Source organism: Eubacterium sp. An11, from assembly GCF_002161065.1.
Classification (GTDB): domain Bacteria; phylum Bacillota; class Clostridia; order Lachnospirales; family Lachnospiraceae; genus Anaerobutyricum; species Anaerobutyricum faecale.
Window position 1 is genome coordinate 99217 of record NZ_NFLV01000008.1, and the last position, 15848, is coordinate 115064.

At 49.9% G+C, this 15848-nt stretch carries 12 protein-coding genes; 2 read left to right on the plus strand and 10 right to left on the minus strand.

Annotated elements, in window-relative coordinates:
• The first annotated feature begins 42 nt into the window (after positions 1-42).
• Positions 43-843, plus strand: a complete 801-nt coding sequence (locus B5E53_RS08395; RefSeq protein WP_087314083.1) for an HD domain-containing protein — start codon at positions 43-45, stop codon at positions 841-843.
• A 199-nt stretch (positions 844-1042) separates the two neighbouring features.
• On the opposite strand, the gene B5E53_RS08400 is transcribed toward B5E53_RS08395, so the two are convergent.
• From B5E53_RS08400 to ruvA, 7 genes are all read right to left on the minus strand, one after another.
• Positions 1043-1495, minus strand: coding sequence for an NUDIX hydrolase (locus B5E53_RS08400; RefSeq protein ID WP_087314029.1), 453 nt, complete (start codon positions 1493-1495; stop codon positions 1043-1045).
• A gap of 106 nt (positions 1496-1601) precedes the next feature.
• Positions 1602-3146 carry a penicillin-binding transpeptidase domain-containing protein gene (locus tag B5E53_RS08405; protein ID WP_242963591.1) on the minus strand — a complete coding sequence of 515 codons (1545 nt, stop codon included), beginning with the start codon at positions 3144-3146 and terminating at the stop codon, positions 1602-1604.
• Positions 3100-4464, minus strand: coding sequence for an FtsW/RodA/SpoVE family cell cycle protein (locus B5E53_RS08410; RefSeq protein WP_242963593.1), 1365 nt, complete (start codon positions 4462-4464; stop codon positions 3100-3102). Before B5E53_RS08410 ends, B5E53_RS08405 begins: the two co-directional genes overlap by 47 nt.
• An 8-nt stretch (positions 4465-4472) precedes the next feature.
• Positions 4473-7085: a U32 family peptidase gene (locus tag B5E53_RS08415; protein WP_087314031.1), complete on the minus strand. Its 2613-nt coding sequence runs from the start codon at positions 7083-7085 to the stop codon at positions 4473-4475.
• Entirely contained in the window at positions 7051-7482 is a 432-nt protein-coding gene (locus B5E53_RS08420; RefSeq protein ID WP_162611861.1) for a cell division protein ZapA, read from the minus strand. Before B5E53_RS08420 ends, B5E53_RS08415 begins: the two co-directional genes overlap by 35 nt.
• Positions 7483-7536: 54 nt before the next feature.
• On the minus strand, positions 7537-8541 hold the full coding sequence (gene ruvB, locus B5E53_RS08425) for a Holliday junction branch migration DNA helicase RuvB (RefSeq protein ID WP_087314035.1): 1005 nt from the start codon (positions 8539-8541) through the stop codon (positions 7537-7539).
• Between the two features lie 16 nt (positions 8542-8557).
• Positions 8558-9169, minus strand: a complete 612-nt coding sequence (ruvA, locus tag B5E53_RS08430) for a Holliday junction branch migration protein RuvA (protein WP_242963595.1) — start codon at positions 9167-9169, stop codon at positions 8558-8560.
• A gap of 173 nt (positions 9170-9342) precedes the next feature.
• Between ruvA and B5E53_RS08435 the strand changes: the two genes are divergently transcribed.
• The gene (locus B5E53_RS08435) at positions 9343-10644 is read left to right on the plus strand and encodes a ribonuclease H-like domain-containing protein (RefSeq protein WP_087314039.1); all 1302 of its coding nucleotides are present in this window, start codon (positions 9343-9345) and stop codon (positions 10642-10644) included.
• 96 nt (positions 10645-10740) lie between these two features.
• Here the strand turns inward: B5E53_RS08435 and B5E53_RS08440 are convergent, their stop codons facing one another.
• The 3 genes from B5E53_RS08440 to B5E53_RS08450 all read right to left on the minus strand — a co-directional run bounded on the left by B5E53_RS08440 (position 10741) and on the right by B5E53_RS08450 (position 15728).
• Positions 10741-11916, minus strand: a complete 1176-nt coding sequence (locus tag B5E53_RS08440; RefSeq protein ID WP_242963596.1) for an MBL fold metallo-hydrolase — start codon at positions 11914-11916, stop codon at positions 10741-10743.
• Positions 11917-12231: 315 nt separating this feature from the next.
• Positions 12232-13989: an ABC transporter ATP-binding protein gene (locus B5E53_RS08445; RefSeq protein ID WP_087314041.1), complete on the minus strand. Its 1758-nt coding sequence runs from the start codon at positions 13987-13989 to the stop codon at positions 12232-12234.
• A 2-nt stretch (positions 13990-13991) separates the two neighbouring features.
• Complete coding sequence (locus B5E53_RS08450) at positions 13992-15728, minus strand: ABC transporter ATP-binding protein (RefSeq protein ID WP_087314043.1); 1737 nt, start codon at positions 15726-15728, stop codon at positions 13992-13994.
• Positions 15729-15848: the final 120 nt, after the last annotated feature.

Here is a 15848-nt window from a genome sequence, read left to right on the forward strand (position 1 = left end):
CATACTATTTTTATCAAAGAAGGAGTAACAAAAGTGACAGACATGAACCTGGATTATGCCAGACAACAATTCGAATCTTATCTTGAGCAATACGACCGGTCAGACGATAAGGTACGCCTGAAAATCATTCATACCTATGGGGTGGTTCACTGCAGCCGTCAGATCTGCGGGCGGATGGGCCTTTCCCGGGAAGATACCGATCTGGCGCAGCTTATCGCTCTGCTGCACGATATCGGACGGTTTGAACAACTGAAACGATTTGACAGCTTTGAGCCGGATACCATGGATCACGCCGCTTTTGGCGTGCATCTTCTGTTTGAAGAGGGGAAAATCCGTGACTTTATAAAAGAACCGGCGTGGGATTCCATTATCCGCACTGCCATCGCCAGACACAGCGATTTTAAGCTGGAAGGTATTTCTGACCAGCGGGAACTGCTCCATGCCAGGCTGATCCGGGACGCAGACAAGCTGGATAACTGCCGGGTCAAATTAGAAGACTCCATCGAAACCATGCTGGGCGTATCACCCAAAGAAGTGGGCAGATCTTCTATCACGCCGGAGGTCATGGCACAGTTTATGGATCATAAGTCCATCTACTCTCCCACCCGAAAAACAAAGATGGATTACTGGCTTTCTTACCTGGCCTACTTTTTCGATATCAATTTCCGGGCGACACTTACGATCATAGAAGAGCGTCAGTATATCAGCCGTCTGATCGCGCGGATTCCTTACTCTGATCCGAAGACCGCCGCACAGATGCAGGAAGTCAAAAAAATCCTGCAGGATTATTTCTCTTCCCGCACAGAGGATCCATCCAAAGCAGCGGATACCCTTTTCGCATAACAGGCAGATCTCCCGGGAAGGAAACACATAAGACGCATGATCCGTCCCAAAATAGGAAAGAATCCTGCAAAGCAGGATTCTCCGCCGCAGTGCGATCCTCACGGAGCGTTTTTTATTTCACAGGAATGCAATTTCCTGTGAAATAAAAAAAGGCTGTACATGGAAATCTTCTCTCCACGTACAGTCTACACGTTTAGATTTAAAAATACTTCCGGCTTCCCCAGAGATTCGCCTTCTTCAAATCGAGATACTGCTGATACGCATCCTCAAGAATCTGCTTCTCATTGGGAAACCGTAGCAAATGATAGGCTTCATGAAATTTATAAAAACCGGAATCCACAAAATATTCTTCTTTCTGTGGCTTGGAATAATAGCTGTCCGCCATCATCAGATACCAGTGAACATCTTTTACCACCACATCGTGAGCGGTATTAAAAGTGTACTGACTCTTTCCCACATATTTAATAATAGACGCCCTCGCACCGGTTTCCTCTCTCACTTCCCGCAGTGCGGTTTCTTTATATTCTTCTCCCTCCTCTACTGTTCCTTTTGGGAGCACCCATCCCTCATACCTGTTTTTATAATTTTTGTATAAAAGAAGGATTTTCCCGCGAAAAATGACCACACCACCACAACTTGTTGCCTGTATCATATCTCTTCCTCCTATGCAAACAATTCTGGTGTGTATTACACTTGGTAACAGTATAGCAAATAGATACGTCCTTTGCAAGAAAGCTGTCTGATTTTTGCAGATATTTCTATGAGTAATAGTCTTTCATCTCATTATTATAATACGAATCAAAGACTTCTTTCGCGATCGGAGCCGCATACTCGCTGCCGGTACCGCTGTTTTCCACGATGACACAGACCACCAGATCCGGGTCTTCCACATTGGAATATCCAAAAAACCAGGCATGGGACCGCTCTCCTTCATTTTCCGCCGTTCCGGTTTTACCCGCAGCCGTATACAGATCGGTATCCAGCACCCGTCCGGTACCGTCGGTCACAACATTTCGCAGCATTTTCTGAAGAATCTTCGCATCATTTGGGTCTACCAGAGTCTTGTATTCCTCCGGTTTCGTCTCCTTGATCACAGCTCCGTCGGCGCTTTCCACACTTTCTACCAGATACGGCCTCATCAGCACTCCGTCATTGGCGACGGCGCACATGAGAAGCGCATTGTGAAACGGCGTCATAAGAGTATTTCCCTGGCCGATAACGGTCTGAGGCACCTCGCTTTTCTGCGAGTCCTCATCCAGATCAAACCGACTCTGTTTTACGGCAATATCAAAAGGGATGCTCTGACCAAAAAGGAGCTTCTCATTGAGGGCGGCGAACCGTTTCAGATTCAGAGTGCTTCCCAGAGTGACAAAAGCAGTATTACAGGATTTAGTGAACGCTTCCTCCAGATCCACTTCCCCGTGCTCTTCACCGTCATAACAGCTGATGCGGACACTGTCCACCACGGTCTCACCGGTACAATCATAACTAAAATCCCCGTAAGAAGCCGGATGTTCCTCTATATATTCCAGCGCCGTGACCAGTTTATAAGTGGATCCCGGCGGATAAAGCCCCTGTGTCGCGCGGTTTAAAAGGCAGCTGTTATCTTCATCGGAATTGATCTCCTCCCAGATGTCGTCCAGCTCGTTGGGATCAAAATCCGGCTTGGACACCATGGCACGCACTTTTCCGGTCTTCGGCTCGATGGCCACCACAGCTCCGCGATGATCACCCAGGGCGTTGTAGGCAGCTTTCTGCAGACGGGTATCCAGGGTGGTCACAATGGTGTCTCCCACGGTCTTCTCCCCCGATACTCCTTCCCTGATCTGGTCCACCAGCTGTTCGTGGGAAGTCAGCAGATCATAATTATAGGCAGATTCCAGGCCCGCTTTTCCATGGGAATTATATCCCACCACATGGGCGAACATATCCTCATACGGGTATTCCCTTACCTCATCTCCGTCCTCATCCACAGTGGTTTCCGCCAGTACCTTATCGTTGGCACTCTTGATGCTGCCCCGCAGGACTTTTTCTGATAAGGCTGTGGTACGCTTATTATAGGGACTGTTGATCACTTCCGGCGCATCGTAAATGGTAAACTTCACCAGATAACCGATGAGCCCAAGAAAAAGCACCACCACAAAAAGACTGGTCCGGAACATATACCGGTTGGTCCGGAGCTTCCGCCCTTTTTTGGGCACAAATAAAGAAGCCAGTCTTTCCCAGATGGTCACGGATTCTGTTGTCTTTAACTGCCTAGCGGCCTGTCCCTCTCTGCGGGCTGATTTCTGATGTCTGTTCATCTTCTTCCACTTCCTCATCTTCTTTATAGGCAATCATAAAAATGCCCTGCATAATCGCAAATATAATCAGGGTACTGGCAACGGAACTTCCGCCATAACTGATCAACGGCAGCGTAACGCCGGTGGACGGAATAAACTTCGTGACTCCTCCGATACAGAGGAAGACCTGAAAAATAAAACAAATGGAAAATCCATAAGCTACCAGCTTATAAAAACGTCCTTTCACATCCATGGCAATCTGCAGAAAATGTACAAATACACCTAAATAGATAAAGATCAGACAGATGGCAAAAAAGACGCCGAATTCCTCCGCGATGGCGGAGAAAATAAAATCACTGTCCACCACCGGAATATCCGAGGGCCGCCCCTGGGTCAGCCCCAGACCGAACCATCCTCCGGTCCCAATGGCAAAAAGCGACTGGGTGATCTGATAGCCCCGGCCCTCGATGATCGACCAGGGATCGATCCACGCGTCAAACCGGGTGCGGACATGGGCAAACAATATGTATGCCAGCCTTCCCGCCAGGGTGCCTGCCGCCACACCTCCCAGCACATAGATGCCCCGTCCGGTAGCCGCATAGCTCAGGAAAATAAAAATCACAAAGTATAAAAGGGCGCCTCCCAGATCCTTTTCCAGAATCAGAACCATCACATGGCAGCCGGAAAACAGCGCGGTAATCAGCACACGTTTAAAGCTTGCCGGCTTTTCCAGCATGGCCGCCAGGAAAAATACAAAAGCGATCTTTACAAATTCCGACGGCTGGATGGCAAAAGCTCCCAGAGAAATCCAGTTGGTCGATCCGTTCTTTGTGCTTCCGATGACAAACACAGAAGCTAAAAGCGCAAGACCAATGAGCCCGTATATCCAGCGGAGCCTTTTGAGCCAGTAGGCTTTCTCCAGAAAAAACGGAACGATCAAAACCACAACCGAGCTGACCGCGACAATGGCGAACTGCTTCACTGCCTGTTCGAAATCCAGCCGGGTCAGCATGACAAAACCGATCAGCAGCAAAAAGCAGGTGTGATTCATCAGAATCCTGGAACAATCGGTATACACATGCTCATAAATGAGAATAAGTATTTTAAAAAACACCGCCTGCGCCGCATATAAAGCGAGAATCTTTACATCAAAGGTTTTTAAAAACAACACGCCATAGCAGATAAAATGAAAAATAAACATAAACCGCTCCTGGCGGTTCATCCTCCTGATCTGCTGATCTTCCGTGGAAGGAAGGAACACAGTAAAACAAGATACAGCATAAATCGCACACATGATCATGAAAATGTAATTGGACCCTGTCGATATAATGTTTAACATGAACTCACCTACTCAATTCCAAATTTCCAGTATGCGTCCGGTTCTTTGCCTTTTACCGGACGATATCCGTTTTCCTCCCACCGCATATACTGGCGGACCGCCGTTTCCACACTTTCTTTATCTTCCAGAAAGAAATGAAAAGTCACTCCGTCAAGGGATTGCACGACTTCTCCGTACTCTGCCCCCAAAAGATTTCTCGGCCGGTCCGACCAGATACTGTTATAGCAGTACCGGCAATGGCTGACCACCGGCAGCTGCCTTTTCTTTCTGTCCTCCAGGAAAAGGATCTCCTGGCGGTGATTACAGCCGCCCTTTGTCTTCTTGATACACTGGGCGGAACGCATCAGCGGCACCCGGCCGTAGACGGAAGCCTCCATCTGTATGATGCTCTCCGGCCGGGCTTCTTTCGGTTCAGCCCCGCCTGACAACTGTCCATCCGCTTCCTCAAGCATCTCCTGACACTCCCTGCCGGACAGCTCCACCGGAAGTTCCGCTCCCGCCAGAGAAAACAACCGCTTCATCTCCCGCACAGAGCGATGATTCCACAGATAGCAGTCCGCCCCGGCATAAATCGGAGCGGTCCGCCCTTCCAGCCGCCACAAAAACTGTGCCTGTCCGATACTATGCACATAAATTCCTGACCAGTGCGGAGACCGACAGAGGGCACCCAGAGCCGGATAAAAATCCCCGTTTTCCGAGGCTTCCTTCTCCATTCCCGCCGCAGTATCCTGCGGCGCGGCATTTATCCTGAGAATCAATGGCAGAGAAAGAAATGCACGTTTCCCCTGCCGGCAGATCTCTTCCGCCAAAGCGGGAAGCGCATCCTCCTCCCAGAAATCCGCCGGCAGACAGATACTGTCAAAGAACGGATGAGAGAGGCAGAATGAAAACAGCTCTCTGTCATATACCACTGCCATTTTTTTCTTTTTCACATTGGAAACTGCGGATTTCTCATTTAAAACAATAGATTTCTTATTGTTATTTAGTGAAATAACAGTATCACTTTTTCTTTCTGATTGCAAGGAAATCTTTCTTTCGATTCTGTTTTTTTCCTGTGACGTTTTTGTAAACGACTGTTCCAGCCGCTCCTGCAACATCCGGAATCCCGTCTGACGAAGCTCCTTTAACGCCGACATAGGCAGAAATACATTTTCTTCCAGATGAATCTGCAGATCTTCCAGATAAAAAGGCACCCCGCCGGTCTTATGCATCTGCCGGCTGATATCCTTCTCTTCCAGGGGACGCCTGGAAGAAGGCTCCGCCACGGTGCCGGATACCGCAGCCTCTTCTCCCCGGCATTGGAGAGTCAGCACTGCCGGCGCGCCGATTTTAATGGTAATCTCTCCTCTTACCGGATATTTTATCTCATTTGACAAAATGTCATTCTGAATCCAGGCAGATAACGCTTCATTTTTTCTTCGCCAGACTCCCATACCCGGTTTAAGTTCTTTTGTACCTGGAACATTCAAAAGACAGAACTTTCCTTCCATCTGCAGTTGTTCCGGCACCGTCAGCGCCATTTCCTCCTGCTCCTTCCATGGAAGAATCAGAACATCCTTCGGATGGAGTACCACGCCTTTGTCAAGTTCCACCGCAATTTTTCCCCGGCGCACCTGCCGCACCCGGCCGATCTGTCGTCCCAGATTCCGCGGATGCACCGTGGACATCATCTCCGGACCATTATGCCGTTTACAGTAACCATCTGTAAAACCGCTCCGGCTGTACAGTTCTTCCAGTGCAGCGTAGTCCTCCCCGGAGATCCTCCAGTCCTGCGGTCTTTCTTTGTATTCATCCAGATATTTTCTGTAAATGGCAGTCACTCCCGCCACGTACTCCACATTTTTCATGCGGCCCTCGATTTTCAGAGAATCCACGCCTGCCCCGATGAATTCCGGCAACAGGGAGATGGCGCACAGATCCTTCGGACTCAGCACATGGGCCCCGCTTCCGGACGTAAGCCTCTTCCTTCCGCCAGCTCCGAGCACCCGGTACGGCAGACGGCACGGCTGAGCGCAGCGTCCCCGGTTTCCGCTTCGTCCTCCGTACATGCTGCTAAACAGGCACTGCCCCGAATAACAGTAACAGAGCGCCCCGTGAACGAAAATCTCTACTTCCAGTCCCGTATCCTCTTTGATCTGACGAATCTCATCGAGGGACAGCTCTCTGGCGGGAACCACCCGGTTCATGCCAAGTCTCGCGGCGGCCCGGGCGCCGTACACATCCGTGATGGTCATCTGGGTGCTTCCGTGGATCTCCATGCCGGGAAAATTCTGTCGGATCAGGGAGGCCGCTCCCACATCCTGCACGATCACCCCGTCAAGGCCTTCCTCATAAAAAGGCAGTAAAAAATCAAACAGCTGTTCCCGGAGCTCTTTCTCTTTCATCAGTGTATTGACCGTCAAATATAACCGTTTCTCATAAAAATGGGCATAATGCAGTGCTTCCACCAGGTTCTCCCTGGTAAAATTATCTGCATATGCCCTGGCACCAAACCGCTGTCCGCCCATATAGACAGCATCCGCCCCTGCCTTTACGGCAACTTTTAAGTGTTCAAAAGAACCTGCCGGAGCCAAAAGCTCCGGCAGCTTAATTCCGTTTCGTTTCATTTCGTTTTGTCTCATGAAGCTCACTCCGTGTTTCCAGTTCAATAATGCGCTTCTGCAGTTCGTTGACCTTGGTCTTGTACTCAATCACCAGCTTATTGGCCGTGTCTATCCGCATCTCTTTGTCTACCATCTCCTGCTTGAGCTTATAAAGCTCCTGCTCACTCTCCTGATGCTCCTGATTGAAAATATTAAGTTCATCCTGCAGCTTGAAATAGTCCTCCGCGATATTCAGCGACAAAAGAATATTCTTATACTCCTGCGGCAGCTTGCCATAACCGGCCTGCTGCTTTAATTCCCGGATCTTACCGTCCACATAGGAGGCAATCCGCTGCATATACGCTTCGCTGCTGTTTCCCGCCAGCATATAAACCTTTCCGTCAATGACCACAGATACTTTTGTTTTGTTTTCCATTTTCATCCCCCATGTTGTTTCGTCCGCGCCCGGCACAGGCCGCCGCAGCGACTGCTAAAAGACTTCCTCCGGAACAGGGAGCCCCAGATGCTCATAGGCATATGGAGTCAGCGCCCGCCCCCTCGGCGTCCGTTTAATGAGGCCCCTCTGTATCAGGAAAGGCTCACATACATCTTCAATGGTCCCGGCGTCCTCGCCGATGGCTGCCGCCAGTGTATCAAGCCCCACCGGTCTTCCGGCAAACTTGACAATCATCGTATCCAGAATATTTCTGTCTGTGGTATCAAGACCAAGAGCGTCAATCTCCAGCAGATCGAGGGCGTCTCCCGCCACCTGCCGGGTGATCACTCCGTCGTATCTTACCTGTGCAAAATCCCGCACCCGCCGTAACAGGCGGTTGGCCAGTCGGGGCGTTCCCCGGCTCCGCCGGGCAATCTCCAATGCCCCTTCGCCGTCGATCTCCACTCCGAGAAGTTCCGCAGAACGCTCCACAATGGTCCGGAGCTCCTCATCGGTATAAAATTCCAGCCGGTTTACCACGCCAAAACGATCTCGCAAAGGTGCGGTAAGCATCCCCGCTCTGGTGGTCGCGCCAACAAGAGTAAAATGCGGCAGATCCAGCCGGATCGAACGGGCGGAGGCCCCCTTTCCGATCATGATATCAATGGAAAAATCCTCCATGGCCGGATAAAGTACTTCTTCCACCTGCCGGTTCAGCCGGTGTATTTCATCGATAAACAATACATCCCCGTCAGAAAGCCCGTTTAGCACGGCGGCAATCTCTCCCGGCTTCTCGATGGCCGGTCCGGAGGTGATCTTTAAATGCCCGCCCATCTCATTGGCGATGATGCCGGCAAGAGTGGTCTTACCCAGTCCCGGCGGCCCGTACAAGAGTACGTGGTCCAGAGGCTCTCCCCGCATCTTCGCTGCCTGAATGAAAACGTTCAGGTTCTTTTTGACCTTTTCCTGGCCGATATATTCTGTTAATGACGCCGGTCGAAGACTCCCCTCGGCGGCTGCGTCTTCTTCCAGCAGTTCTGTCGTTATCATCCTGTCCATTCTGTCACCTGCAATGTTATAATGTCATAATCCTCTTGAGCGCTTCTTTTAAAAGCTGCTCCGCGTCCATGTTCTCTGCGCCTGGCACCTTGTGCACCGCCCGGTATGCTTCGCCGTTGGAATAACCGAGGGCAATGAGGGCATCCATCGTGTCTGTGATCTGACTGCCGTCCCCCGTCAGGTCTGCCGCAGCCGGCACTTCCTCTTCTTTTCCAATGCCAAGATCTGCCAGATCCAGCTTATCTTTCAACTCGATGATCAACCGTCTGGCTCCCTTCGGCCCGATTCCGGGCGTCCGGGCGATGCTCTTCGCATCTTCACTGACCACGGCATAATACAGATCTTCCACGCTGAGCGTCGATAAGATGGAAACGGCCACCTTCGGCCCGATTCCGCTGACTCCCAAAAGAAGCCTGAATACCCGAAGCTCCTCCCGGGACAAAAATCCATAGAGAGCGAGCAGATCCTCCCGCACATAAAGATATGTATAGAGAGTCACTTCCTCCCCCATGTGTATCTGACCACAGGTGGCGGCGGAAGTCCGCACTTCATAACCCATCCCGCGGTTATCCACCACGATATACTCCTCATTGGCATAAACCGCCGTGCCTTTTATGTATGAAATCAACGTAATTAACTCCTGTCTCGAACTTATATTCTATCCAATAATACCATACTTCCCCTGGAAATACAACCGACGACTTCTCTTCCCTCTCATTTGACAGCCGCTTTTTTCTCTGGTACTATTCCACTAACATGCCGTTCTCCCGGTATCTTCTTATATGATAGAAAGGACACACTATGCTCACAAAACATTACTGCTTTCCCGGAACCACTCCGGGAACAGACGCCAAAGACACGCGCTATACCTTTATAGATATTGAAACCACCGGATTAAAACGGGATACCACCATTCTCTACCTCATCGGCTGCGGCTACTATGAGAAGGACAGTCTCTGCATCGTCCAGTGGTTTAACGATGACGGTGTCAGTGAACCTGCCATGCTGCTGGCTTTGAGAGACTTTCTCATGAAGCACCCGGCACCCCTTTTTACCTTTAATGGAGAGAGTTTTGACATCCCCTACCTGAACCGTCATTACGAACTCAATCATATGGATTATCGTCTGGACCTGACCGGTTCTCTGGATCTCTACCGGATGCTCCGTCCGTTCCAGACTCTGTTTCATCTGTCCCACGGAAAACAAAAAGACTGGGAGCGGTTTCTTGGCATTTCACGGGAAGACTTATATAACGGCGGACAGCTCATCGGCATTTATAAGAAATATCTCCTGAAAAAGGATCCGGAGCTGCTCCATCTTCTTCTTCTCCACAACATGGAGGATATCCGCGGCATGGAAGCCCTGCTTCCCCTGGCCGCCTATGAATCTCTTCTTGGCGGCCAGTTCACCGTGGAAGGATTTACCGTCTCCGGAGATTCCTCTTCTGCCAATATGACTGCGGACCGGCTTTGTTCCGGGGATTTCGCAGATCAGCCTACTTTTCCCCGTCTGACCGCCGACTGCCGTCTGCGAAAGCCTCTGCCTAAGCCTCTTCATGCGGCTGCAGATTTTACAGAGAAAGGATTTTCCCTGTCTGATATCCTTTCACCCGGCACGGAAAACAGCAGTATCCCTCCACTCTCTTCTGTGGACATTGACGGACAAAAGATGCAGATAACCATTCCGGTAGTCCAGGGGACTTTAAAATATTTTTATCCGGATTATAAAAATTATTTTTATCTTCCCGAGGAAGACCGGGCTATCCATAAATCCGTCGGCTGTTATGTGGACAGCCAATTTCGGGAAAAGGCGAAGCCCGCCACCTGCTATATCAGAAAAAACGGTCTGTTTCTTCCGCTTTTCCCACAAACAAAATATAAGGGCATCCAGACAGCGCAGAAGTCCTACGCGGATTCCCTGACACTCTATAAAAATGATTATAAAGATACTTGTTCTTTCGTGGAATTACAGCCGCTTTTTCACGGAAATGGGGACAGAGCGGAAAATACCGGCAATGGAAGACATACTTCTCTTGCCAACGCCTATCTTTGCGACTACATGAAAGACGTATTTATCTCCGAAATGAAAAAAGCTGCCACCTGACAGCATGCTGTCCTCCCATGGACCTTCGCCTCGCGTTGTTCCGTGGGAAGACGGCCGGTCAGGGTGACAGCCTTTCTCTTCAAATAGGATCGTCTATTATTTCATCTCTTTTGCCAGAGCATCGATTTCTTCTTCGTTGGCCGGAGTCATAGCGGAACGAATCGTTACCGTGGTGTCAGCAAATGTGATATTTTCACATTTATCAAACGCTGCTTTCATCACTTTCGCCGCCATCGGAGCCCAGGTACCATTCTCAATGAACGCTACCTTGCGGTTCATATATCCTCTCTCTGTGATCTCTGCCAGGAAGTCTCTCATGAACGGGAATACTTCTGTGTTATATGTAGTAGATGCAAGAACAAGCTTGCCGTAACGGAAGGCATCTTCCACAGCCTCTGCCATATCGCAGCGGGCCAGATCATTGACAACAACTTTCGGGCAGCCTTCTTCTTCCAGTTTCTTTGCCAGAAGTTCCACAGCAGCCTTTGTATGTCCGTAAACGGAAGTGTAGGCGATGACGGTCCCTTCACTCTCCACACCGTAGGAAGACCAGGTGTTATACAGATCAAGATAATAACCGATGTTCTCTTTTAAGATCGGTCCGTGAAGCGGGCAGATAACCTGAATATCAAGGGCAGCTGCTTTCTTCAGCAGGCGCTGTACCATGATACCGAACTTACCTACAATACCGAAATAATATCTTCTTGCCTCGCAGGCCCATTCTTCTTCCACATCAAGAGCGCCGAACTTACCGAAACCGTCAGCGGAGAACAGTACCTTATCTGTGGAATCATAAGTCACCATAACTTCCGGCCAGTGTACCATCGGAGCGAAAACAAATGTCAGATTGTGTTTTCCTGTGGAAAGGGTCTCTCCGTCTTTTACGACTACTTTTCTGTCGGCGAAATCTGTGCCGAAGAACTGCTTTAACATATTGAATGCCATAGCGTTGGCAACAATCTTTGCTTCCGGATATACTTCCGCAAAGGCAGCGATGTTAGCGGAGTGATCCGGCTCCATATGCTGCACGATCAGATAATCCGGTTTCCGGTCACCAAGCACCTCTGCCAGGTTCGCCAGCCATTCATCCTTGAAATGAGCATCCACCGTGTCAAATACTACAATTTTTTCGTCCATGACCACATAAGAATTATAGGCCATACCATTAGGCACATCATACTGTCCCTCAAATAAATCAATCTGATGGTCATTGACGCCCACATAATAAATGTCTTCTGTCACTTTACTAAACATTCCTGTCACCTCGTTCATATAATCTTCCTTCCGCACATGGATACCGGAACAAAGTTCCACATCCCCTGCGGATGCTTTATCAGATGGGAATCTCCCCTCATCCGATAAAAATGTATCTTACAAAACCTTTGTACGGAACACAAAAGAGTAATAATTGGAAAATATCTGTCTTTTATTGTCCGCCAAACTGATTATAAGGGATTTTATGTGAAAAAACAAGTATCCCGCTGTACATTTACTGTATCTTTAAAAGAACAAATTTCCCGATAAATGGCAGAACCTCTGAGGGGCCGGGATTTACCCGCCCGCGAACAGCAGATTCCGCCCTTCATATCATACACTGGCAAACTGACTGTTATAAAGCTGCGCATAGAATCCATTGCGTGCCAGCAGATCTTCATGATTGCCCTGTTCAATGATCCTGCCATCTTTCATGACCAGAATAATATCCGCATTCTGAATGGTGGAAAGCCGGTGCGCCACAATGAAACTGGTCCGTCCCTCCATCAGCTTGGCAAAAGCATTCTGGATCTTCTGCTCCGTTCTCGTATCGATAGAAGAGGTCGCCTCGTCCAGAATCAGCATAGCCGGTACGTGGAGCATGACCCGGGTGATACAAAGCAGCTGTTTTTGTCCCTGACTCATACCTGCTCCGTCCTCGGTGATCCAGGTGTCAAGCCCCTTCGGCATCTTCTTGATGAAGCTGTAAGAATGGGCTTCTTTGGCCGCCTGTATGATCTGCTCATCGGTATATCCCTCATTGCCAAGAGTGATGTTCTCCCGGACAGTTCCTGTTTTCAGCCAGGTATCCTGGAGAACCATGCCATAGGAACTCCGGAGACTTTTCCTGGTAATGTGGCGGATGTCTGTGCCGTCCACCTGAATGGACCCGTCATTAACATCGTAAAAGCGCATGAGGAGATTGATGATCGTCGTCTTCCCGCATCCGGTCGGGCCCACAATGGCCACCCGCTGTCCCTGGCTGACCTGGAGGTTAAAGTCTTCGATGAGCTTTTTGCCCGGCTGATAAGAAAACTTCACATGAGAAAGGGTCACATTTCCTTCCACATCAGACAAAATCTCCGCATCCTCCGGATCCGGCGTCTGCGGCGTCTCATCGATGAGCTCAAAGATTCTGGCCGCGCAGGCAAAGGCATTTTGCAGTTCTGTCACCACACCTGAAATCTCATTGAACGGCTTCGTGTACTGGTTCGCATAGCTCAGCAGCACGGTCAGCTGTCCCACGGAAAGTCCTCCGGAAAGGGCAGTGAGAGCACCGGAGAGCGCCACGCTGGCATAAACCAGACTGTTGACAAAGCGGGTGCAGGGATTGGTGAGCGAAGAATAGAAGGTTGCCTGTAAAGAGCAGTCCTGCAGTCGTCCATTGATCTCGTCAAACCGCTCCTGAGCGGTATTCTCATAGGCGAAAGCTTTGACTACTTTCTGTCCCTCCACCATTTCTTCCACCAGAGCCGTCTCCTGTCCCCGGGTCTCTGACTGCAGCCGGAACATGGAGTATGTGTGACTGGCGATAAATCTTGCCACAAACAGAGAAATCGGCGTCAGGCAGACCACCAGCAGTGCAATCCACGGATGAATGGAGAACATAAATCCCAATGTCCCCAAAATGGTGATCACACCGGTAAAAAACTGAGTAAATCCCATCAATAAACCGTCGGCAAACTGATCCACATCAGCGATCACACGGCTTACCACATCGCCGTAAGAATGACCATCCACATACTTAAGAGGAAGAATCTCTATCTTCTCTATGGCCCGGTTCCTTATATCTCTGGTCACATGAAAAGTAATCCGGTTATTGCAGATATTCATGATCCACTGGGCAACTCCGGTGACAATGGCGGCAGCCACACCGAACAGCAGAATCCTGCGGATCGCTGCAAAATCCACCTGCCCTTTTCCGATAATACAGTCAATGGCATCTCCCATAAGAATAGGAAGATATAAAGTACCGGCCACCGTGACCGCAGCCATCACGAGGGATAAAATCACAAAAAAACTGTGGGGCTTTAGATAATTCCAGAGGCGTACCGCCGTTTCTTTCTGCGTCATGGTTTTTTTCGTCTCCATCGTTATGCCTCCTTCTTAAACTGAGTCTCATAGATTTCCCGGTAGATATCGCAGTCTGCCAGCAGGGACGCATGGGTTCCCATCCCTGCGATCTTTCCGTCATCCAGGACGATGATCTTGTCTGCATGCATCAGTGAGGACGCCCTCTGCGCCACGATAAATACCGTCGGTTTATGTTTCATTTCTTTAATCGCCTTTCTCAGCCGGGCATCTGTGGCATAATCCAGAGCCGACGCGCTGTCGTCCATGATGAGGATCGGCGACTTTTTAAGAAGGGCCCTTGCCAGCGTCAGTCTCTGTTTCTGTCCGCCGGATAAGTTCCTTCCCCCCTGCTCCACAACAGCGTCCAGTCTTCCCTCTTTGGTATCCACAAACTCTTTTGCCTGAGAGACGGCCAGCGCTTCCTCAATATCTTCCTCCCGGGCATCCGGTACACCGAACAAAAGATTGCTCCGGATGGTTCCCTCAAAAAGCTGGGCCTTCTGCGGCACCACAGACACCACCTTACGCAGTTCCCGGAAAGAATACTCCTGCACATTGTGCCCAAATAAGGAGACCGTTCCCGTCTCCGCATCATAAAATCTCGGAATCAGATTGACCAGAGTCGACTTACCTGCACCGGTACCGCCGATGACGCCGATGGTCTCTCCGGACGCAGCTGTAAAAGAAATACCGCTGATGGCAGCCTCGCCGCCTTCGTTATATCGGAAAGACACATTGCGAAATTCCACCGCAGGAGCCTGCGCTCCGCCTTCCTGTCCGGCAGCAATCGTATCCCGGTCCCCTTCTTTCATCTCCGGCTCGATGGCGAAAATATCCTGCACCCGGTTCACGCTGGCAAGCGCCTTGGTGATCGTCACGATCAGATTGGCAAACTTAATCAGCTCCACAAGAATCTGCGAAAGATAGTTATAAAGCGCGACCACCTCTCCCTGAGATAAAGATCCTTCATTGACCCGGACGGCTCCGGTCTGAATCAGTACGATGATCGCCAGATTGATGATCACAAGGGTCAGCGGATTGGTCAGTCCGGAAATCATGCCGGCAAACTTCTGCAGTGCCGTCAGCCGGTCATTTCCCGCAAAAAAGGCCTCCTTCTCGCTCTCCTCCCGGTTAAACGCACGGATGACCCGAACGCCGGTAAGATTCTCCCTTGTTATATTCAAAATGTTATCAAGCGCCGCCTGTACTCTCTTATAGATGGGCTTTGTCACGCCCATGACTGTAAACACCACAAAGGACAGCAGCGGTATGGTAACCACAAAAATCAGCGCCGCCCGCACATCGATGGTAAAAGCCATGATCATGGCGCCGAACACAATAAACGGAGAACGCAGAAAAAGACGCAGAACCATGTTGATACCGTTCTGCACCTGATTGATGTCGCTGGTCATCCGGGTAATCAGCGTGGAACTGCCGATGTCATCCATCTCCCTGTATCCAAACGACAGGATGTGCGCAAACAGCCGGGAACGCATGGCCGTCGCCGCGCCCACCGCCGACTTGGCCGCAAAATACTGGGCCGTAATGGAAAAAAGCAGGCCCACCAGAGCCAGAGCGAACAGCACCAGACACATCATAAAAATGTAATGTCTGCTCTCCCGGTAAATCCCCTGGTCAATGATCGACGCCACCACCAGAGGCACCAGAAGCTCCAGCATCGCCTCCAGCATTTTAAACAGCGGTGCCAGAACACTTTCCTTCTTGTAATCCTTCATAAACTGAATAATCATTTTCATACAAGTACTTCCTTTTCCTGACAGTTTTCTTTTCCGGGTTATAGTCTACCATTTTTTCCGTCGCTTTAAAAGGTAAAAATCAGTTTTTCTTTGCGGATCACACGCCGGTCCCCGCCTTTT

Bases quoted from the DNA above. Each gene is read 5' to 3' on its own strand.
- B5E53_RS08395 (WP_087314083.1), top strand. From the start codon at position 43: ATGAACCTGGATTATGCCAGACAACAATTCGAATCTTATCTTGAGCAA.
- B5E53_RS08400 (WP_087314029.1), bottom strand. From the start codon at position 1,495: ATGATACAGGCAACAAGTTGTGGTGGTGTGGTCATTTTTCGCGGGAAA.
- B5E53_RS08405 (WP_242963591.1), bottom strand. From the start codon at position 3,146: ATGAACAGACATCAGAAATCAGCCCGCAGAGAGGGACAGGCCGCTAGG.
- B5E53_RS08410 (WP_242963593.1), bottom strand. From the start codon at position 4,464: ATGTTAAACATTATATCGACAGGGTCCAATTACATTTTCATGATCATG.
- B5E53_RS08415 (WP_087314031.1), bottom strand. From the start codon at position 7,085: ATGAGACAAAACGAAATGAAACGAAACGGAATTAAGCTGCCGGAGCTT.
- B5E53_RS08420 (WP_162611861.1), bottom strand. From the start codon at position 7,482: ATGGAAAACAAAACAAAAGTATCTGTGGTCATTGACGGAAAGGTTTAT.
- ruvB (WP_087314035.1), bottom strand. From the start codon at position 8,541: ATGGACAGGATGATAACGACAGAACTGCTGGAAGAAGACGCAGCCGCC.
- B5E53_RS08435 (WP_087314039.1), top strand. From the start codon at position 9,343: ATGCTCACAAAACATTACTGCTTTCCCGGAACCACTCCGGGAACAGAC.
- B5E53_RS08440 (WP_242963596.1), bottom strand. From the start codon at position 11,916: ATGAACGAGGTGACAGGAATGTTTAGTAAAGTGACAGAAGACATTTAT.
- B5E53_RS08445 (WP_087314041.1), bottom strand. From the start codon at position 13,989: ATGGAGACGAAAAAAACCATGACGCAGAAAGAAACGGCGGTACGCCTC.
- B5E53_RS08450 (WP_087314043.1), bottom strand. From the start codon at position 15,728: ATGAAAATGATTATTCAGTTTATGAAGGATTACAAGAAGGAAAGTGTT.